The sequence below is a fragment of the Bacillus cereus group sp. Bce041 genome (assembly GCF_052646455.1).
In genome coordinates this window covers 78,218-98,530 of record NZ_JBQXON010000005.1, presented here as the reverse complement: position 1 = coordinate 98,530, position 20,313 = coordinate 78,218, and the positions used below count along the sequence as shown (strand labels likewise).

Genomic DNA, 20,313 nt, shown 5'->3' with positions numbered 1-20,313 from the left:
ATTGGGCGGTATTTTTATAGTTATGGTAGCATTTGCTTCTGATCATTCGGATACTCAGCCGTTGATGCGTTAGGCCGATTGGAATGATTTCGAACAGCAATGAAAATAGAAATAATAACGACAAGACCAACTGCAACGTAAGAAAGTGAAATAATAGTTGGATCCACTTTAAGTGTAGTAAGCAGTGTACGAATATTTGTGAAGATAATAAGACCGCCAACTAATACGCCAAGTAAATGTGCTGGAACGATGCGAACTAACCATGCAGCAATTGGTGCAGCGACAATACCGCCAAGCATTAACGCAAATACCCAAACCCAGCTTACTTGTTCCCAGCCAAGTGAAATGAAAAATCCGATTGTTGCAGCGAGTGAAACAGGAAATTCACTCGTATCTACAGATCCAATAACTTTTCTAGCTTCATTTCCTCTTGCTAGAAGAATGGGTGTCGTAATCGGCCCCCAACCACCGCCACCAGTTGAATCAACGAATCCAGCGAATAAACCAAGCGGCACAAGTTGTTTTGCAGACATACGCTTATTTGAAGCGACAATTTGTTTTTGAATGATGAATCGTAATAAAATATAAACCCCTAAAGTAAATAAAAACACGGAAATGTACGGTTTAATTACATCTCCAGGCAAATTACTTAAAAAACATGCCCCAACAAATGCACCGATTGCCCCAGGTAATGTAAGCCTGGAAACTGTATATTTATCAACGTTTCCAAATTTGATATGAGATGCGCCGGAAGCTGCAGTTGTGACGACTTCAGCTAAATGAACTGATGCAGATGCAACAGCTGGTGCAATACCAAACATTAATAATAAAGAGGAAGACGTTACCCCATACGCCATTCCAAGTGCTCCATCGATCAATTGAGCGAAAAATCCGATAATAGCAAAGACAATTAATTTCTGCATAAAAAATCCCCCTGTAATAATAAATGAAAAAGGCACTTTTCCCGTGTGAGAAAAGTGCCTTTGGTTTTTCCAATCAGCAATATTGAAATTTGTTTCATTATAATACATATTAATCATATAAATCAACTGGGTTTTTGAGTTTTTTGAATTGAATGAAAGAAAAATAAAATATACAATAAAAGGATGGAGAGAAAGGGGAGAAAGACATGTTACGATTTGATCATCTCGTTCACGCAGTTCATAGTACACCGGAGGAAGCGGCAAAAAAAATGCAGGAACTGGGATTTCATACTGCACTAGGCGGAGAGCATATTACTTGGGGTACTTGGAATAGTTTAAGTTATTTTGATTTATCATATATAGAATTTTTAGCAGTTCAACATGAAGAAAAAGCGAAAGAAGCAGAAAATCCATTAGTACAAGAAACAGTGGTGAAACTACAAAATGGAGAAGGAATGCTACAAATCGCAATCCGAACAGATGCAATTGAGGAGCTAGTAGTTAACTTTAATAAGTACGGCTTACATACGATAGGGCCATTTGAAGGGAAACGCATGAGAAAAGATGGCCGACTTTTAGAATGGAAAATGTTATTCGTTAAGCAAGAAGAGAGCGGACCGAAATTACCATTCTTTATACAGTGGAATGAAACGGACGAAGAAAGAAGAAATGATTTACGGAAAATAGGAACAATCACTGAACATAAAAACAAAGTACAACAACTGGATACGATTCATTACGCAGTGAAAAACGTTCGAGAAACAGTGCGGAAATGGGAAGAAGTAATGGGGCTAACTGTAAGTTCGGTCGTAAAAAATGAAAAATGGAATGCTGATTGTCAAAGTGTATCGTTTGGAGATATTCAAGTACAGTTTTGTGAACCGGTTGGAGAAGGCCTAGTGCAAGAATACATAAAGAATCATGGCGAATATCCATTTGCAGTAGAGTTTAAAGGTGGAAATAAACGAGAGCATGAAGTGCTAGGTAGTTTGTACATATATTGATAGAGGTGAATGCTTTGGAAGAAATGCTTAGAGAGATAGAGAGAATACTAGAATGGCCTTGTATTGCAAAGTGTACAGCTATTTCAAAAGGTTTTTCACATGAAGAGAAGTATAAAATTGAATTAAAGAATCAAGAAACTTATTTTGTAAAAGTATGTGATACTGTTCATTTTGAACGTAAACAAGAAGAATATACGTATATGAAACAATTAGAGTCATTACATATTCCAACACCCAAGTTAATTCATTTCATAATACTTGAGAAATTAAATAAATGTGTTCAAGTATTTGAATGGACCCAAGGTATAAATGGTGAAGAAGGTTTAACGAAGTTATCGGTGGAAGAACAGTATAATGCAGGAAGAAAAGCAGGGGAAGTATTAAAGAGGATTCACTCAATTGAAAGAGAAAGTGCAAGTAATAAATGGGAAACATCTAGATGGAATAAATACGAAAGATACATAGAGGCACTAACAGATTACGAGGTGAATTTTCTGGATTTGAAGCCAGTATTAAACTTTGTAGAAAATCATAAAGATTTATTGAAAAATCGTCCAATAAGATTTTTACATGATGACTTCCATCCAGCAAATAGTTTGATTCATAATAAGGAGTTCATCGTTATCGATTTTGGTGGATATGATTTTGGCGATCCAATACACGATTTTTATAATGTAGCGATTTTTACTACAAGAATAAGCAAACCATTTGCGGTTGGACAAGTTCACGGTTATTGCGGAGGAGAACCTGATCTACATTTTTGGAAACTGTACTCATTATATGCAGCGATGATATTCCCGGCTGATATCGTATGGACAAACCGAAGCACACCATATTTAGTAGATGATATGAAGGAGAGATTAAATGGAATTTTAGAAGATCATAATCATTTTTCATCTTATATTCCAAAATGGTATCAATCAAGCGAATTTAATAAATAAAGGAGTAATCTATATGGATAAAATAGCAGTAATTTCAGATATTCACGGTAATATTCAAGCATTAGAATCCGTGTTGAATGATATTAAATTAAGAGGAATCGAGCGCATTATTTGTCTTGGAGATTTAGTAGGAAAAGGACCTCATTCCAGTGAAGCAATTGAAATCATTCGTAAAGAATGTGAAGTAGTCGTAATGGGAAACTGGGATGATTTTATTACAAAGCCAACTGAATTTGAAGCATTAAAATGGCATCAAAAACAATTATCGGAAGAACAAAATGACTATTTAAGAAGCTTACCATTTTCAATCGAGTTTTTTATGAGCGGCAAACTCATTCGTATGTTTCACGCTTCACCGAGAAGTTTGTATGAAAGAATTCAACCACACGCTTCAAGAGAAGAACGTATTAGTATGTTCGAAAATAGTGATCTGACGGAAAATATAGAAGGGGAAAGAAAACCAGATGTCGTTTGTTACGGTGACGTTCACCAAGCGTTCATTCAAAATTTCAGAGGGAAAACATTATGTAACGCCGGTAGCGTAGGAAACCCACTTGAAATCACACAAGCTTCCTATTTAATATTTGAAGGAACTTACAAAGAAAAAGAAGCAGCAAGCTTTTCTATTCAACTCGTACGAGTACCGTATGATATTGAATTAGCTATCAGACTAGCAGAAGAACTCGAAATGCCAGAAATTGAAGAATACAAACAAGAATTACGGACTGCTTTATATCGAGGGTTTAAGGGGAAGTAAGCTAATAATATATCAACGATTTTTCAAATATATCTATCATAACTTAAAATATATCAACGATTTTTTCGATATATCAACGATTCGACAAAGGATATCCATTTACCGACAAATAGTGACATGAATTGTTACTTATAATTATGTTATGTAAACTAATTATAAAGGGAGATATCATGAACCGAAAACAACGAATCAAAGAAATTGCAGATCATATTGTACAGCTAAACTTAACCTATCCAACAAGAGTTGGAGTAAGTGGTATTACAGCATCAGGAAAAACAACATTTGCAAACGAACTAGCGGAAGAAATAAAAAAACGTGGATTAACAGTAACACGCGCCAGCATTGATGATTTTCATAATCCAAGAGTGATTCGCTATGCAAAAGGAAAAGAATCTGCAAGAGGGTATTATGAAGATGCACACGATTATACAGCTTTCAAAGAAAGATTATTAATACCTTTAGGACCTAACAGGAATTTACAATATGAAATGATTTCTCATAACTTAATAACGGATATGCCTGTACATAATGAGCCGCTATTGGCCACACAAAATATGATATTCATAGTAGATGGAACGTTTCTATTGAAAAAAGACGTTGCACATTTATTTGATTACAAAATCTTTGTAGATACAGATTTTGAGATTGCGAGAAAACGTGGTGCTAAGCGGGAGACAGAAGCTTTTGGAAGTTATGAAGAAGCAGAGAAGATGTTTTTGAACAGATATCATGCGGCCTGTAAGATGTATATAGATGAGCATAATCCGAAAGAGTGTGCGGATGTTATATTTCAGAATAGTGATTTAGGAAATCCAGAAGTTATATTCCATGAAAGAGAGTAATACATAATCAGAAATATATGTATAGCCTTTTGTTTATTGTTATAATTAAATTAATTTTATGAAGCAAATAAAAGGGGATAAGACAATAAAAAACGCAAAAAGGGGACAAGAAATATAATGAATGAAGTACTAGAACTAAAAGAAGAACTACTACAAATTAAAAATAATAATTATGCTGTACCAGAAGACGTAGATGCATATCCATATGCGCAGTGGATGCTGGATTATATCGGATCACCAGATGCTGAATTACGTGATGATTTAATTTATAGTACGCTTCATACATGGATTACAAATGATGTGTTTAGACAAAAAGAATTACGAGGGTTAATGCTACAAGCAATTAGTCCTGATTATTTATTTTATAAAATTGGTGAAAAGGGAACAGATTCTGTCTTTAAACGTGCATTCTCTGTATTAATTCCACCACTTATTTTATCTGTTCATGAAAGAGAACCGTTGTTATCCGAAGAACAACTGTACAGTGTGGCAGAACAAGTGCTGGAATATGTATATTTAGAAGAAGATGTAAGAGGTTACGTAGAAGGAAAAGGATGGGCACACTCTACTGCACATGCAGCAGATGCACTCGATGCTTTAGCACGTACAATCCAAAATCGTGAGTTCTCATATGCAATACTAGCTGCCGTTCGTCAGAAGGTTCGCTTACATGACTACGTATACATTCACTTTGAGGATGAGAGATTAGTAGCACCAATTATGTCGTTACGTAACCAAAATCTTTTAACTGAAGAAGAGTGGGGCAACTGGTTACATAGTATAGCAATTGTTGAAGACATCCCGCATCCTCAATATGATATTTTAGTACAAAATATTAGAGCTTTCTTAAGAAGTTTATATTTTAGAGTTTTAGAGACAGAGGGTAGCACAGCCTTTACAGATGATATATTGGAGACTTTGAAGGGTTTGCGTAGGTATTAAAAATACGTTTTTCTAAGAGCAAATTACATAAAACCAACACCTCCCAACCATAATAATAAAATGTGTTGGAGGTGAGTTTAATGAACAAAAAAGATTTTGAAAAAGTGTATAATGATTATTTACATCAAGGAGAAGAGCAAGCTAAATTTGAAATAGCTCAGGAAGTTACTTCAGGAGCAGAACAAATTGTTGCTGTTCGTAAAAATGATGAAGGTGATTTGATTGCTTTTAAAACAAGTAGCGGGAGAGAGTTAGATTATATGACTGCTCTTAATGAAGCGAAATCAGGGAAGTTAGCTCATGTGGACGTATTTCATAAGTATGGCAGAGATATTATACGTAGTGAACCGGATGGAATAAAAGAAAATAACTTAGATAATTTACCTTCATTTTAAACGGGTAAACCTCAAGAAGAGAATGTTCATTACGATATTCTTTTCTTTGTTTTGCGAAGTTTTCCTAGCAAATAGACGATTCATTTTTAAAGTGCGATCATACTTTTAAAGAGCGCTCTAAATTTCTCTTTATCTTCTGCTGTAAATGGTTTCGGTCCCTTTGTACGTTTACCACTTTTTCGAACCATTGCACTTAAATATCGTGTTTGTAACAATTGTTCAATGTTATCATTCGTATACTTATAGCCTTTATGGTGTAGTACGATACAGCCTTTTGCTAAAGCGAGCGAAGCAAGACCGTAATCTTGTGTTACGATTAAATCTTCTTTTTTTGCTAACTGCATAATTCGGTAATCAGCAGCATCTGCTCCGGAATCAACATATATTGTTTCCACACCTTTTGGTTGCTGAGCATTAGAATAATGAGAAAAGCTAGTAACGAGGGTTACAGGGATTTCTGCATTCGTAGCTTCAAAAATAATTACATCTTTTACAGGACAAGCATCTGCATCAACGTAAATTTTCATTTTTATCACTCCTATAACTAGGTTCGTGTTGATAATAATGGTAGATTTTTCTTTTGTCAAACGAGAAAGCTTTATCTCACGTTATTTTTCACAAACCAAAATAGCCTCCCGCAAACGAGAAATACCTTCCTCAATTTGATTAATATTCACTTTTCCATAAGATAAACGTATATAACCATCTTTTGCGCCGAAAATACTACCTGGCATAAAAGCAATTTCTTGTTTTAAACTTTGCATAATAAGTTGTTTTTCGTTTATCGGTTCTTTTAATTTTCCCCATATGTATATTCCACCGGTCGGGTTTGAAAAAGAGATTTTATCGTGAAGTTGCTCGTTTAGAGCGTGGACGATAACGTCTCTTTTTTCTGCTAGTTGTTTTCGTAACGGTACGATATGCGACTGAAATGGCACAGTTTCGAAAAATTGCTGCATAAGCCACTGCGGGAAAATACTCATACCTAATTCCATTTGGTGTCTTGCGTCGGATAACCTTTCTACTACAGACTGCGGGGCGACAAGCCAGCCGACTCGTAAACCTGGTGCAATCATTTTAGATAAGGAATGTACATAAATGACTGTCCCATTTTCATCTATTGATTTTAAAGTAGGACAAGGTTGTTTCTTTTCTAGCGTCAGCAAACTAGATGGATCATCTTCAACGATTGCAATTCGTAAATCTGCGCAAAGTGATAATAGTTTTTTTCTACGGTTTGGATGAAGCATTGTTCCCGTAGGGTTTTGGAAATTTGGATTTAAAAAGATCATTTTAATACGGTGTTTTCTATATAACTCCTGTACATCATCTGGGTTAATCCCATGTTCATCGACAGGTAACGGGAAAATACGAATACCTGCTGATTGGAATAGAGGCAGGGAATAACAGTGTGAAGGACTTTCAAAAGCGACTGCATCACCGGGATTTAATAAGCATTGTACGATAAGGTGAAGTGCTTGCTGGGCGCCGGATGTAATCATAATGGATTGTTCAGTCGCCTCAACTTTTAAATATTCCTTCATATATTTTACGACCGCTTGTCTTAGCGGGAGATAGCCTTGCGGATGATCGTAACTTAATGAATGCGTTAACGGTTGTTCACGTAAAATCGCTTGTAGTTGATCGTGGGGATAAAGATTACAACCGAGCTCTCCGTTTGCAAAATCAATAATATTTTCATTTTGTTGTACTTCTGCCCGAATATGGCGAAGTAGTGGTAAGTTTGGTAAAAAAGTACCACCTTCTACGAAATTTCTCCAGTTCGGCGTTAATGTTGGAGAAACACCCCACATATGTGTACTCACGCGTGTTCCTTTACCAGTCGTACTCTCTACAATTCCCATAGCACGTAGTTCATTATAAGCAGTCGTTACTGTACTTCTGTTTACATTTAACTGCGTAGCTAATTTCCGTTCTGAAGGGAGGAAGCTTCCTGGAGGAAGTTCTCCATATGTAATACGTTTTTCAATAAAGTCAACAACTTGCTGATAAATAGGGATTTTACTGTCACTATCTAGTTTCCATTCCATAAAAAACGCCTCCGTATCTCTTATATACATCAAGTATAGCAAATTGGCTGGGGAAAAAAACAGCCAATTGGACGGTGTTATATCCAGCCAATTTTACTATGCTAAATAGGGAAGGGGAGATTCGGATGAAACGATGGCAAATGGAATGGCTCCTAGTATCAGTTGCATTAGTATGGGGAGCAAATTATACAATAGGAAAGTATGGCGTGGCATTTATGTCATCCATTCAATTTAATAGCTTACGATTTTTAGTAGCATCACCGGTATTATTGCTTATTACTTTTATGATGGAACGCTCATTACGTATTGAAAGAAAAGATTGGCTACGAATAGTAGCAGTCGGTATCGTTGGTACGACAATGTATCAAACGATGTTTATGCTATCCGTGAAATATACTTCAGCAACGAACGCCTCATTATTAATTGCGATGTCACCTATTTTTACAGGAATATTAGCAGTATTGCACAAACAAGAACGTTTTTCGATGAAAGTACAAATTGGTTCAATAGTGGCCTTTGTTGGTGCAGCATTCGTGTTGTTAACAGGGCATACGGGAGGAGCTACTTACGAGTATGCATGGCTCGGAAATATAATTGGATTAGTCGCAGCAATTGCGTGGGGATGGTACCCAATTTTAGCACAACCTCTTATTACAAAATATTCCGCAATGAGGGTCACATCATGGTCTACTTTAATTGGAATTGTACCTCTCGTTATATACTGTTTATTCAACGTAAACACATTAACGTGGCCAGTAGATACGCCAAGCTGGGGCTCACTAGCATATTCAATCGTCTTTGCGACAATCTTCGGACTTGCAATGTGGTATGTTGGCATTAGTCAAATAGGTTCAACGAAAGTAATGGTTTATATGTATCTTGTGCCATTGTTTGCAGTGATCTTTGCGGCAGTAACCATTGGAGAGCAAATTAACTTGATGCAACTAGTTGGCGGGCTTATTATCTTCATCGGTTTATATGTTGTAAAAAAAGGCGGAATCAAAAAGCCAGCTCTCAATTTGAAAAAAGTAAGTTAACAATAAAAAGGATCTCTTTCATATAGAAGGAGATCCTTTTTGTTTTTGTAATAAAAGCGCTTGTTCAACAGCCCATTTTTGATGATCATGAATGAGAAGCTCTACAGCAAGTAAAGGAGACATTCACCGCAAAACATGATCTTCCTCACAGTTTTCAGTTTGTGTCTGCACCATGTTCGCAGTATAAAAGAACCCATCGTTTAAATAATAAGTATCTTCTTTTTCCGCATAAAAATATCGCATTGCATTACCGATATATTGATGAATTTCAATTGCCCATCCTAATTCCTCTAGTAGTTCACGATGTAAGCATTCATCTTTTGTTTCGGTACCTTCCATACCGCCACCAGGTAAAAAATAACGGTCTCCTTTTTGGATAATAGCAATGTTTGAAGAAGTTGAGTTAAAAATAATTGCATAACAACTAGGCCGTAATACATATTGCTCAGTAGGCTTTTTATAACCAAAAATAAGTTTAGATATCATAAAACAAGTCACCTCTCTATAAAATACACAAAAGGAATAATAAGGTAAAAATAGAATTGTATAAGTATAATCTTACGAGATTGGAGTGATAACAAAATGATAAATCGAAAGTGTTCGCGCTGTAAAGAAATTACAGGTACATTGCACGGTGGTAAAAAAATTAAGGAAGAATTTCTATGTGAGGACTGTTTACAAAAAGGTATTGCGAGCGGTGAAATCGAATTATCACAAGTGGAGCAAGAACAAACTTCGTATCTTTCTATAAAAATATTAAAAATAATGAGTGTGATTTATTTAATAGCATCTATTTTAATGGCTTTTTCAACCGGTCCATTTATACATAATATAGGATTTGATGAAATGTCCATTTCAGGCCCAGAATTAGGTTTAATAAGTATTGTTATGCTAGGTTCTTTATTCCAGTCTATTCTTGTATTTTGCGGGATATGGGTATTCATCCTTTTAGTAGAAACAGTCATTAAAATTTATGAAAAAATGAAGTGAGTGAGAGGGAGAAACATATGCGAGTAAGAAACATCCAAGGGGAAGATTATGAAAAGATTCATTCCGTATTAAATGAATGGTGGGGCGGGAGAGATATGGCTAGTATGTTGCCAAAATTGTTCTTCGTCCATTTTCAGGAAACGAGTTTTATCATTGAAGAAGAGGGAGGAACGTTAGGTTTCTTATGCGGATTCTTCTCACAAACGCATAAAGAGGAAGCGTACGTTCATTTTATTGGAGTAAATCCGAAGTATAGAAGAAGAGGAATCGCATCGACATTGTATTCTTATTTCTTCGATGTAGCTCGTGCAAACAATCGTAAAGTTATAAAAGCAATCACGTCACCGGTTAATAAAAAATCGATACAGTTTCATAGGGAGATTGGCTTTCAAATTGAAGCTGGAGATGATGAGATAGAAGGTGTATCGGTACATACAAATTATGATGGGAATGGCGGTAGTAGAGTTTTATTTTTGAAAAATGTGTAGAAAAATAAGCTTTACCAAAACCCACTGAGTTAAATGTATATGAAAATGTTATCCGTTGCATAAAGAATAGCTGACTTTGTTAGCTTGATAGAAGCTAGTATGATAGTCGAAAGGAATTTCCATAACATAATTTCATCTAAAAAAGAGGGATCTATATGAATTTTGAGAGGGATAGATATTTTTTACAGATGGCATTGGAAGAAGCAGAAAAGGCATTAAAAGAAAACACATATCCAGTAGGAGCAGTTATTGTTGATGGAAATAATAATGTCATTGCAAGAGGAAGGAATAGAGTGCATCCAGAAAAAGACATAACAGCTCACGCAGAGTTAGACGCTATTCGCAATGCAGGGGAAGCAATGTTTGATGCAAAAATAAAAAATGAGAGGTTTACTATTTATAGCACGTTGGAACCGTGTCCAATGTGTACAGGTGGTATTTTATTTGCAAAAATACAGAGAGTAGTCTGGTTACTAAATGATGACTTAGGTTTTGGTGGATATAAAAAGATAAAAAATGCTTTAGTTTTCGAAGGGAAATTTAATAAAATCGACATGGTGGAAGAACCATTTGAAGACTTAAAAACAAGACAAAGAGAACTTATGAGACAATGGGAGCTAAATCCCAATAATATTATTAACTTGCGTAGGGCTATAAAAAAATAGTTATTTCTTTAAATTAAATTAGGATAACGCCACATTACCATCAGCTTAAAAAATATAGTGAAATTATATCGATTTAACAATAAAATATGGAAGAATCTATTACGAATAGAAAGCCGTCCTAAAAGTATTCTAGGATGGTTCTTTTTGTTGTGAGGAGCTAAAAGTATGGAGAGTAAACAAAGTAGAAATGAATACTTACGACGCATTTATAAAGTGCAAGATTATATAGAATCAAACATAAATGATTCACTTTCAATTGAAGAGTTAGCGGATGTAGCAGGATTTTCAAAGTATCATTTTCATCGGATTTTTAAGGGGATAGTAAACGAGTCATTATCACGGTATGTAAACCGATTGAAGTTAGAAAGGGCAACACATCTACTTACATATCGGACAGATATGACGATTACAGATATTGCGTATCACTTCGGATTCACAGATTCAGCAGTTTTCTCCCGAACATTTAAAAATTATTACGGTGTAAGTCCGTCTCAATATCGAAACGACAATAGCAAGAATTGCAAAGACGTAAGGGGAATTCCTCAATACAATGAATGTAAGAAGGTTCGAGGAAATGTTGAAATTGTAACAGCAGACAATATAAACGTCGCATACATAAGACATATCGGTACATATGAAGAGTTAACTATAGCTTTTCCGAAAATGATAGAGAAATTATTTCATTACGCAGCTAAGCAAAACTATCATGTATTTGAGGATACGAAAGTATTAACCATTTACCACGATCATCATGAATTTACTGAGGACTATGATTTAAGAACAAGTCTATGTGTAACAATTTCAGATGAATCCACAGTAGAAACGAACGACGTTGGAATAATGGTAATACCTTCTGGAAAGTATGCAGTAGGACATTTTGAAATATGCCAAGATGAATATAAAGGAGCATGGGACTTTATATACGGTGAGTGGCTTCCAAATAGCGGATATAAACCGAGAGATTCGTATCCTTTTGAAGTATATAAAAATGATCCAAAGCAGCATCCAAAGCATAAACATATAGTTGATATATATGTACCTATCGAACCTTTTTAATTATAGGTTAAAGGGGAAGGAATAATGAAAACTGCTGAAAAGTTAGATCAGATTATAAAAGAAGAATATGAAAATATGAATGGTATGTTAGTAGTGCAGAAAGGTAATGTTATTTTTGAAAAATATTATAACGGTTACGGTCCAGATGATGCATTTCACATAGCGTCAGTCACAAAAACGATAATCTCTGCGCTAATTGGGAGATGTATAGATAAGGGCTATATAAAAAGCGTTGATCAAAGAGTAATAGAATTTTTCCTGGAATATAACGTTAATTCATCTGAAGTAACAGTAAGCCATCTTCTAACGATGACAGCTCCACATCCATTCGTAGACTGGCAGGAACCGTTAGAAGAACTATGTACACAACAAGATTGGATACAATATACGTTAAATAGGATAGGAAAGGGCGGAGAAATTGGATCTTTTAAATATTCATCTGCAGGAGCTCATATACTATCAGCGATCATAACGAACGCAACAGGAAAAAATGCGCGTGAATTTGCGAATGAATACTTATTTCAGCCACTCGGCATGAGAGAAATTCCAAACTACAATATGAAAGCATTTGGATTTGATGACTTATTCGGAAAAGATGTGAAAGGATGGGTTCACGATCCAAATGGTATTTCGACGGGCGGCTGGGGACTAACGTTAACGGTTAGAGATATGGCGAAGTTTGCACAGATGTATTTGAATGAAGGTATTCATAATGGAAAACAAATACTATCAAAATCATGGATAAAAGAATCGACAGAAATGAACCCAAATCAATATGGTTACTTATGGTGGTTACGAGAAGAAGATGGAATCTTTTCATACTGTGCAATGGGTGATGGGGGGAATATGATTTGTTGTATTCCAGAGAAGGAATTGGTGGTGGTGATGGCTTCTGAAGTTGTGCCAGAAGCAAATGATAGATGGAGATTAATCAAAGAGTATATACTTTTAACAGAGTAATGGTGAGCTTGTAGAAAAATTTAAACGCTCCCCGTAACTTTCCTCAATAAAAAATCGTTAAACATTAGGAAGGGTTATTAATCACGAATGGGGGAGAACTATGAAGATATTAATTCTAGGCGGTACACGATTTTTAGGAAGAGCATTTGTAGATGAGGCTTTACAGAGAGGGCATGAAGTTACGTTATTTAACCGCGGAACAAACAAAGAAGTTTTTCCTGAAGTGGAGCAGCTGATCGGTGACAGAAATGGTGATGTATCAAGTTTAGAAAATCGAAAATGGGATGTTGTTGTGGATACATGTGGGTTTTCTCCGCATCACATTAGAAATGTTGGAGAAGTACTTAAAGATAATATTGAACACTATATATTCATCTCAAGCCTTTCCGTATATAAAGATTGGATTCCGCATGACATAAAAGAAGACTATATATTACAACCTGAACCGACGGAAGAGCAAATAAAGGCTGTAGAGAATGGTGAAATATCTCCTTATGAGCATTATGGTGCGCTGAAAGTATTATGCGAAAAAGAAGCAGAGAAGTATTGGCCGGGGCGTGTTTTACACGTAAGAGCAGGACTTCTTTCAGGAATGTTCGATTATACAGATCGACTTCCATACTGGATCGGGCGTGTAGCAAAGGGTGGGAAAGTATTAGTACCAGGAAGAAAAATTCGTCCCGTGCAATTAGTTGATATAAAAGATGTCGCGAGATGGGGGCTAAATATGGCAGAACATAATAAAGCAGGAACATTTAATATAACAGGTCCGAATGATGAATTGACGATGGAAGAGCTATTAAATACGTGTAAAAAGGTTACGAATAGCGATGCTGAATTTGTTTGGGTAGACGAATCATTTATGAGTGAACATAATGTGCAGCCTTGGACAGAGATGCCTTTATGGCTTCCAGAAACTTTTTCATTAGAAGGTGAAACGAAGCCGTGGAAAGGTGGATTTTCAATTAGTATTGAAAGTGCTGTTAAAGAAGGACTTACTTTTAGAAGGTTAGAACATACAGTTACAGATGTGTATGAGTGGATGAAGAGTGTGGACGAATGGGAATTAAAAGCAGGTATTTCAAGGGAAAGGGAAAAGGAATTGTTAGAAAAATGGTATCAATAAATTTAGAGGAGCTCTTTGAATATAGTTGATTTTAAGGATTTATATATGCCTTTTGACTGTTTATTATTTTTTTGCTGATGACGGAAATTGTGATTTGTTTGGCTATTCCATTTTGAATGGGATAGTGCAAAGCGATGATATATACGTATGGAACCATGAAAATGGTAGTAGATCGTGGATTGCTCCTTCTTTAAAGACTTTTATGGAGTGGTGGGAGAGTGGAAAGATGATAATTTAAATATAGTATCAAAAAAAATGCCTTGTTACTAAAGAAACAAGGCATTTTTTCACGAATAATTAATCTACCACTCAAACGGTTCTTCTCCATACAGTTCCCATAGCTTAGGAAACATCTTTTTTAAACCTTCTTCATCGTCTTCATTCCAGTCAAATTCAAAATCTACATCGTCGAATTCTTCATTAGATAAGACATGGTAAAGTGTAAAGTAAGTATCATCTTCGTCACCAGTTTTTTCTGCATATACAGTGAAACCGAAATATAAAGAAAGTTCTTCTATTTCTGGGACGTCATACTCACTCAAATTTTCTAATACAGGAATTAATCGTTCTGGATCTTCAATACAAGCTTCGTATGTCTCTTTTCCTTGATATAATAACCATCCGCGGAAGTAATCGAAAGTATCATCTGAACAGCCACCCATAATAATATAGGCTGCTGCCCATAAACGGGAGGTATAGGAGTCTTTCAAAAGGCGATGCATATGCGTATCAAAAGCTACAATTTCATGTACTGTACGTTTAGCAAGGTGAGAAGTAAGCCATTCTATTTGTTCTTCTTGGTCCTCATCTTTCGTTTTTGCACGATGAAGTAGCTCCCAAAATTCTTCTTCGGTTATCGTTTTTTCTTTTATGTAATCTTCCCCAGGTAACGGGTCTGTATATCCTTTTTTACGTTTGGAAGCAACTAGTTTATTAGCTTCATTCATACATTCTTCTTCTGTTTCAAACTCTTTCGCTTTCACACTGCCAGCTGTGCCAATTTTTCCGTAAAACACAACATAGTCTTTTTCTTTCACAACGATTTTCCAAAACTTATTTGATTTCTCAGTTTGCTGGATTAATAACGTTTCCATCCGTACCCCCATAATGTTTTCTAGTGTGCAATATGATTGTAACATATGTATATACACTTGTAATGATGAAAAATAATAGTTTAGAAAATTCAAAAACCATTGAATGGAGTGGATAAATTTAGTAACCTTATTTGTACAGTAATTACATAATTGTTTTGTAATAATTCGATATTTATATAAGGGGGCGTTACGGATGGATCTTACGTTTAAAGTTGAGGAAACATGTTTTAATTACCGCGTTGGAGCAATTTGTAAACATGATAATAAAATACTTATTCTTCAAAACAAAGGGGAAGACTATTGGTATGTACCAGGCGGAAGAGTGAAAATGCTAGAAAATAGTGAAGATGCGTTAAAACGAGAACTTGCAGAAGAACTAGGCGTTCCTATTAAAGGGAAAAGATTAATATGGTCAGTAGAAAATTTCTTTACACTTTCTGAGCGAAAGTTTCATGAGATTAGTTTTTATTATGAAGTAGAGCTACATGAGTTACCTGCGAATGGAGCGGATCAATATATTTTGGAAGAAGAGGGTAGAACGTATTTGTTTAGATGGGTGCCAGTAGAAGAACTGCATACATATAACTTACAGCCTGCATTTATAAAAGAGAAAGTAAAGGATGTATCAGTTCACACAGAACATATCGTATTACAAAAGTAAACGTATTCGGAGGAGAAAACGGTGAAGGGGACTAAAAAAGAGGTACATATAAATGACAAAGTAATTCGTTACACACATATCGAAAAAGGTTCTAGTACGGTTTGCTTTATGTTTTCAGGTTCAGGATACAATTATGATAAGCCGTTATTTTATTACGCAACGATGCTTATGCTTGAACATAAAATTGATGTTGTACATATTCATTATTCTTACGACGAACAGGTAATGAGTAAACCAATAGAAGAAGTAACGAAAGTAATGATGGATGATATTAATCCGGTAATAAATGAAGTATTAAAAGATGAGCAGTACAACGAGACGATGTTTTTAGGGAAGTCACTTGGAACAATTCCGATTGCAAATGATTTAATGAGGAGAGACGATTTTTTACAGTCAAAAATGATAGTACTTACACCTTTACTAACTTTTGATTCCATTTTTGATTCTATTTTACATAGTAGTCACGAAGGGCTTTTAGTAATTGGGGATAAAGATCACCAATACAATGCAAATCAAATTGATCAGTTATATAAAACGAATTTAACGATTGATGTTGTCAAAAATGCAAATCATTCTGTAAATGTTGGGGAATATGAAACAGAGAATTCAATTGAGGCTATAGCGAAAATAATAGGAAAACTTAAAGAAGTTGTTAGGACAAACTAACCTATTAATACATGCAAAAGAGGTGCGAATTGCACCTCTTTTACTTTAATAAGCCTTCAAAACATGAAGTAAATAATCCTTACGATTCAGCGGATTATAATCAACACGTTTTCGAGTAGGGAAGGGAGCCATAAGCTTTGTGAAACCAGCTGGCTTCGTTGTAAATATGCCTTCTCCTTCTGTAAATGAATGAAGCATGCGTTTAAAATTCTCTGTTTTCGCAACAGGTAATGATCCTGTTAATTGGTAAGAATCATTATATAATATAGGCTCTGCAAAAGTTGCTGGAACGGCAGCGAGCTTATACATTGCGGTACTAATTGCCTGCTCCGGTACAGTTAATTCAAACTTATTTACTGGTTCATATACATATGTTTCAGCTTGCTTTAAAGCATCCATTAATACGATCGGTGTCAAATTTCTAAAGTCACTCGCTGTTGTAACAGGACTAGCATAACCAGTATGTGTTAACGTGACCATAACATCCGTAACTTCCCAACCATATAAACCTTGTTTTAACGTTTGAAATACTGTATCTTCAATTGCTTTATGAAATGCTAAAGGCAATGAACCAAGCTCAACACCTAATTTATACGTTATGCCAGAGTTAAGTTCACCACGTTCAATTTTAAAACCAATTGTTGCGTAAAATGGATTCGCTTTTTCACCCATGACTTCAACGGAATTCCCAATGCCAATTGGCTTTTCAATACATACAACTCGCGTATTTGAGAAAGTAACCTGTAAGTTATATTTATCATAAAGTGTTGTTTCGATAACCTCTTTTTGTACTTCACCGAAAAGGCGAATATAAAGTTCATTATGAACATCATCTTTCCACACTTTAATGAGTGGATCTTCTTCACAGAGTTCCATAAGTGCAGCGTATAAATCATGAATTCGCTCTTTAGGTACCGCATCAATCGCTGCTTCCATTTGTGGTTCGGCAAAGTGAATATCTTTTATATAATCCGTACGTTCACCGATAATATCACCAATTTTTATATCATTCAGTCCCCACACTTTGCAAAATTCTCCGCTAGGAACGATAGTAGATTGAACAGCATTTCCGCTATGAAACATACACATTTTTTTAATCTTTTCTTTATGTGGTAGAGACTCATCGCGTTGTATATCAACATATTTTCTAACATGTAAGCTACCTGAAAAAACTCTTATATAAGCAACCTTTTCTCCAGAAGGTTCACGTTCAATTTTAAAAACAACACCGGATAATGGTTCCTCTTGTGCCGATGTAAGAGCTGGCATTAGGGCCGGAAGTTTTTCAAGTATTTCAGTTACTCCTATACCTGTCATTGCTGAACCGAAAAAGATTGGATACACATTTGCTTGCTGTATTTGCTGTTCTATTTTTTCTCTTAATAGTGCGTCCGGTATTATTTCGTTATTTACATATGATTCAAGTAACGATTCATTAAATGGTGCTAACAGTTCCATACAATCGTCATATGATTTGTATTCAATGATCCGGGCTTCTTTCGTTCCTTCGTTTAGAACAGAGTAGAAGGGGAATGCTTCATTTGAAAGAACCTCTTTTATTTGTTTCATAACTTTTTCAGTGTTTGCGCCACTACGATCAATTTTATTAACGAATAAAATAGTCGGTATGTTTAGTTTCTGTAATGTTCGCATTAAAATTTTTGTTTGTGCTTGCACACCTTCAACAGCAGAGATAACTAAAATCGCACCGTCTAGAACGCGGAATGATCGCTCCACTTCAGCGATAAAATCAGCGTGTCCAGGTGTATCAATGACATTTACTTTTACATCATCAATAAAGAAAGAAACGACAGATGCTTTAATCGTAATTCCGCGTTGTCTTTCTAATTCCATTGAGTCAGTTTGTGTATTACCACTATCTACTCGGCCAATTTCTTTAATCACATTTGTTTCATAAAGAATACGTTCAGTCAAACTCGTCTTGCCAGCGTCTACGTGCGCAACAATCCCTATATTTATTGTTGTCATTTATGAATATCCTCATTTCATTTTCCATTTTCATTTCCTCATTTCTATTTGTGTATTGCCGCATTACAATCACTCTCCAGTCATTTAAATTATTACTATTATAGTGCAATTAACATTATTTGTAACGAGACAAAGCGCCTTAATTTGGAAAAAATAAAATAAAAACAAAATGCTTGCATTCTAAATCGATATAGATTATATTAATTGACATATCAACTATTGATACATCAAATGTTTTTATTTTGATTGTAAAGGAGGGGTAATTTGACAAGTTCATGCTCAAAAGAAGCGATTATTTTATATAAATTACACTTTCTAAATAAAGAAGTAAGTTCGAAATTTGAAGGGTGTACGGGTATGAGCCAGTCTCGATTAGAGCTTATACTTCAATTATTTGAAGTAGGTGAAATTAGTCAAAAAGCACTTCAGCAAGAAGTGAACATTGATAATGCTGCGATAACGAGGCATTTAAAACAACTAGAAGCAAACGGAATGATTGTAAGACGTAAAAATCCAGACGATAACAGAATTACGTTAGTTTCTCTTACTGAAGAGGGACGAAATAAAATTCAGGCGTTTCAAGAGGAAAAAGAACGTTTTGCAGCATCTGCATTTAAAGGATTAAGTGAGGAAGAACGCGATAATCTTTTAAATATGTTAAATCACATTCAAGAAAATATAAAAGAATTATAAAAAAGGGAGAATACAACTATGACTAACTCAGTAAAAATAAATGATTTTAACGAAATTTTAACAGGACGTCGTTCAATTCGTAAGTACGACCCTTCAGTGAAAATTAGCAAAGAAGAAATGACAGAAATTCTTACAGAAGCAACACTTGCACCATCTTCAGTAAATATGCAACCATGGAGATTCGTAGTGATTGAAAGTGACGAAGCGAAAGCAACACTTGCGCCACTTGCGAAATTCAATCAATCTCAAGTAGAAACATCTTCAGCAATGATCGCTTTATTTGGTGATTTAAACAACTTTGATAACGCAGAAGAAATTTACGGTACAGCAGTAGAGCGCGGTTTCATGCCAGCAGAAGTAAAAGAAGACCAGATGAAAAAACTTTCAGCTTACTTCTCAATGGTTACACCAGAAGTAATGAAAGATACAGTATTAATTGACGGTGGTCTTGTAGCAATGCAATTTATGCTAGCAGCTCGTGCTCACGGTTATGATACTTGTCCAATTGGTGGTTTTGAAAAAGACCAAATCGCTGAAGCGTTCGGATTAGATGAAGAACGCTATGTGCCAGTTATGTTAATTTCAATCGGAAAAGCTGCAGACAGTGGTTACCAATCAGTACGTCTTCCAGTTGAAAAAGTTGCTGAGTGGAAGTAATTTCAAAAGAAATAAGTGAAATATGAGAGGGGAAACACCATGATTATTATTCACGCAACATTTCAAGTAGATCCAGCGAAACAACAAACATTTTTAGAAGAAGTTCAACCATTACTTCATGGTTCAAGAGAAGAAAGTGGAAATGTATCTTATGACTTATATAAAGATACAGAAAAAGAAAATGTTTATACGATGGTAGAAGTATGGAAAGATGAAGCAGCAGTTGCGAGCCATAATACGAGTGAACACTTCACATCTTTCGTTAGTAAAGCAGCACAATTTTTAACTGCTCCTCTTGATATAAAAGCTTATAATGGAGAGTTAGTAAAATAATAAGGTAGAAAAAGATGACTTTAGCATATTGGTCTTACCCCTG

Annotated in this window: 23 protein-coding genes and 2 pseudogenes; 19 read left to right on the top strand and 6 right to left on the bottom strand. The window is 35.3% G+C overall.

Going from position 1 to position 20,313, the window contains the following annotated elements; genetic code table 11:
- Window positions 1-20 precede the first annotated feature (20 nt).
- On the bottom strand, window positions 21-1,031 hold the full coding sequence (locus tag ACUN13_RS17385; RefSeq protein WP_257116088.1) for a sulfite exporter TauE/SafE family protein: 1,011 nt from the start codon (window positions 1,029-1,031) through the stop codon (window positions 21-23).
- 98 nt (window positions 1,032-1,129) lie between these two features.
- On the opposite strand from ACUN13_RS17385, the gene ACUN13_RS17380 reads away from it, so the two are divergent.
- The 6 genes from ACUN13_RS17380 to ACUN13_RS17355 all read left to right on the top strand — a co-directional run bounded on the left by ACUN13_RS17380 (window position 1,130) and on the right by ACUN13_RS17355 (window position 5,804).
- A complete protein-coding gene (locus tag ACUN13_RS17380) occupies window positions 1,130-1,927 on the top strand; it encodes a VOC family protein (RefSeq protein ID WP_000943361.1) in 798 nt (265 codons plus the stop codon).
- Window positions 1,928-1,941: 14 nt separating this feature from the next.
- Complete coding sequence (locus ACUN13_RS17375; protein WP_257115444.1) at window positions 1,942-2,868, top strand: aminoglycoside phosphotransferase family protein; 927 nt, start codon at window positions 1,942-1,944, stop codon at window positions 2,866-2,868.
- 13 nt (window positions 2,869-2,881) lie between these two features.
- Window positions 2,882-3,625 carry a metallophosphoesterase family protein gene (locus ACUN13_RS17370; RefSeq protein ID WP_000357654.1) on the top strand — a complete coding sequence of 248 codons (744 nt, stop codon included), beginning with the start codon at window positions 2,882-2,884 and terminating at the stop codon, window positions 3,623-3,625.
- 170 nt (window positions 3,626-3,795) lie between these two features.
- Window positions 3,796-4,467, top strand: a complete 672-nt coding sequence (locus ACUN13_RS17365) for a hypothetical protein (RefSeq protein ID WP_257115443.1) — start codon at window positions 3,796-3,798, stop codon at window positions 4,465-4,467.
- Window positions 4,468-4,584: 117 nt separating this feature from the next.
- Entirely contained in the window at window positions 4,585-5,409 is an 825-nt protein-coding gene (locus ACUN13_RS17360; RefSeq protein ID WP_063536732.1) for a DUF2785 domain-containing protein, read from the top strand.
- Between the two features lie 80 nt (window positions 5,410-5,489).
- Complete coding sequence (locus tag ACUN13_RS17355; protein WP_063536731.1) at window positions 5,490-5,804, top strand: DUF3892 domain-containing protein; 315 nt, start codon at window positions 5,490-5,492, stop codon at window positions 5,802-5,804.
- Window positions 5,805-5,890: 86 nt separating this feature from the next.
- Here the strand turns inward: ACUN13_RS17355 and ACUN13_RS17350 are convergent, their stop codons facing one another.
- Window positions 5,891-6,331: a YaiI/YqxD family protein gene (locus ACUN13_RS17350; protein ID WP_000708768.1), complete on the bottom strand. Its 441-nt coding sequence runs from the start codon at window positions 6,329-6,331 to the stop codon at window positions 5,891-5,893.
- Between the two features lie 81 nt (window positions 6,332-6,412).
- The gene (gene pdxR, locus ACUN13_RS17345; RefSeq protein WP_000454914.1) at window positions 6,413-7,855 is read right to left on the bottom strand and encodes a MocR-like pyridoxine biosynthesis transcription factor PdxR; all 1,443 of its coding nucleotides are present in this window, start codon (window positions 7,853-7,855) and stop codon (window positions 6,413-6,415) included.
- A gap of 125 nt (window positions 7,856-7,980) precedes the next feature.
- Here pdxR and ACUN13_RS17340 point away from each other — a divergent pair, with 125 nt between their 5' ends.
- Complete coding sequence (locus ACUN13_RS17340) at window positions 7,981-8,892, top strand: DMT family transporter (RefSeq protein ID WP_257115442.1); 912 nt, start codon at window positions 7,981-7,983, stop codon at window positions 8,890-8,892.
- Between the two features lie 18 nt (window positions 8,893-8,910).
- On the opposite strand, the pseudogene ACUN13_RS17335 reads toward ACUN13_RS17340, so the two are convergent.
- Window positions 8,911-9,378, bottom strand: a pseudogene (locus ACUN13_RS17335) (NUDIX hydrolase).
- 96 nt (window positions 9,379-9,474) lie between these two features.
- Here ACUN13_RS17335 and ACUN13_RS17330 point away from each other — a divergent pair.
- The 7 genes and pseudogenes from ACUN13_RS17330 to ACUN13_RS17300 all read left to right on the top strand — a co-directional run.
- Window positions 9,475-9,882 (top strand): DUF3980 domain-containing protein, encoded by a 408-nt coding sequence (locus ACUN13_RS17330; RefSeq protein WP_063536728.1) that lies wholly within the window; start codon window positions 9,475-9,477, stop codon window positions 9,880-9,882.
- 17 nt (window positions 9,883-9,899) lie between these two features.
- Window positions 9,900-10,370, top strand: a complete 471-nt coding sequence (locus tag ACUN13_RS17325; RefSeq protein WP_006927581.1) for a GNAT family N-acetyltransferase — start codon at window positions 9,900-9,902, stop codon at window positions 10,368-10,370.
- Window positions 10,371-10,525: 155 nt separating this feature from the next.
- On the top strand, window positions 10,526-11,035 hold the full coding sequence (locus ACUN13_RS17320; RefSeq protein ID WP_001008618.1) for a nucleoside deaminase: 510 nt from the start codon (window positions 10,526-10,528) through the stop codon (window positions 11,033-11,035).
- A 165-nt stretch (window positions 11,036-11,200) separates the two neighbouring features.
- Entirely contained in the window at window positions 11,201-12,091 is an 891-nt protein-coding gene (locus tag ACUN13_RS17315; RefSeq protein WP_257115441.1) for an AraC family transcriptional regulator, read from the top strand.
- Between the two features lie 24 nt (window positions 12,092-12,115).
- Entirely contained in the window at window positions 12,116-13,051 is a 936-nt protein-coding gene (locus ACUN13_RS17310) for a serine hydrolase domain-containing protein (RefSeq protein ID WP_257115440.1), read from the top strand.
- 100 nt (window positions 13,052-13,151) lie between these two features.
- Window positions 13,152-14,177, top strand: coding sequence for an SDR family oxidoreductase (locus ACUN13_RS17305; protein ID WP_257115439.1), 1,026 nt, complete (start codon window positions 13,152-13,154; stop codon window positions 14,175-14,177).
- An 18-nt stretch (window positions 14,178-14,195) separates the two neighbouring features.
- Window positions 14,196-14,415 (top strand): annotated as a pseudogene (locus tag ACUN13_RS17300) (SMI1/KNR4 family protein); the annotation flags it as partial.
- A 64-nt stretch (window positions 14,416-14,479) separates the two neighbouring features.
- Here ACUN13_RS17300 and ACUN13_RS17295 read toward each other — a convergent pair.
- Window positions 14,480-15,271 carry a DUF4240 domain-containing protein gene (locus ACUN13_RS17295; RefSeq protein ID WP_257115438.1) on the bottom strand — a complete coding sequence of 264 codons (792 nt, stop codon included), beginning with the start codon at window positions 15,269-15,271 and terminating at the stop codon, window positions 14,480-14,482.
- 193 nt (window positions 15,272-15,464) lie between these two features.
- Here ACUN13_RS17295 and ACUN13_RS17290 point away from each other — a divergent pair, with 193 nt between their 5' ends.
- Together ACUN13_RS17290 and ACUN13_RS17285 are read left to right on the top strand one after the other, a co-directional pair.
- Window positions 15,465-15,932 (top strand): NUDIX hydrolase, encoded by a 468-nt coding sequence (locus tag ACUN13_RS17290; protein WP_257115437.1) that lies wholly within the window; start codon window positions 15,465-15,467, stop codon window positions 15,930-15,932.
- Between the two features lie 21 nt (window positions 15,933-15,953).
- A complete protein-coding gene (locus tag ACUN13_RS17285; RefSeq protein WP_257115436.1) occupies window positions 15,954-16,598 on the top strand; it encodes an alpha/beta hydrolase in 645 nt (214 codons plus the stop codon).
- A gap of 45 nt (window positions 16,599-16,643) precedes the next feature.
- On the opposite strand, the gene ACUN13_RS17280 is transcribed toward ACUN13_RS17285, so the two are convergent.
- On the bottom strand, window positions 16,644-18,587 hold the full coding sequence (locus ACUN13_RS17280; RefSeq protein WP_257115435.1) for an elongation factor G: 1,944 nt from the start codon (window positions 18,585-18,587) through the stop codon (window positions 16,644-16,646).
- Between the two features lie 264 nt (window positions 18,588-18,851).
- Here ACUN13_RS17280 and ACUN13_RS17275 point away from each other — a divergent pair, with 264 nt between their 5' ends.
- From ACUN13_RS17275 to ACUN13_RS17265, 3 genes are read left to right on the top strand one after another with little or no spacing between them, the layout of a single operon-like run.
- Window positions 18,852-19,280, top strand: a complete 429-nt coding sequence (locus ACUN13_RS17275) for a MarR family winged helix-turn-helix transcriptional regulator (RefSeq protein ID WP_000204166.1) — start codon at window positions 18,852-18,854, stop codon at window positions 19,278-19,280.
- Between the two features lie 18 nt (window positions 19,281-19,298).
- Entirely contained in the window at window positions 19,299-19,937 is a 639-nt protein-coding gene (locus ACUN13_RS17270) for a nitroreductase family protein (protein WP_445423888.1), read from the top strand.
- A gap of 39 nt (window positions 19,938-19,976) precedes the next feature.
- Window positions 19,977-20,270 (top strand): putative quinol monooxygenase, encoded by a 294-nt coding sequence (locus ACUN13_RS17265; RefSeq protein ID WP_257115433.1) that lies wholly within the window; start codon window positions 19,977-19,979, stop codon window positions 20,268-20,270.
- Window positions 20,271-20,313: the final 43 nt, after the last annotated feature.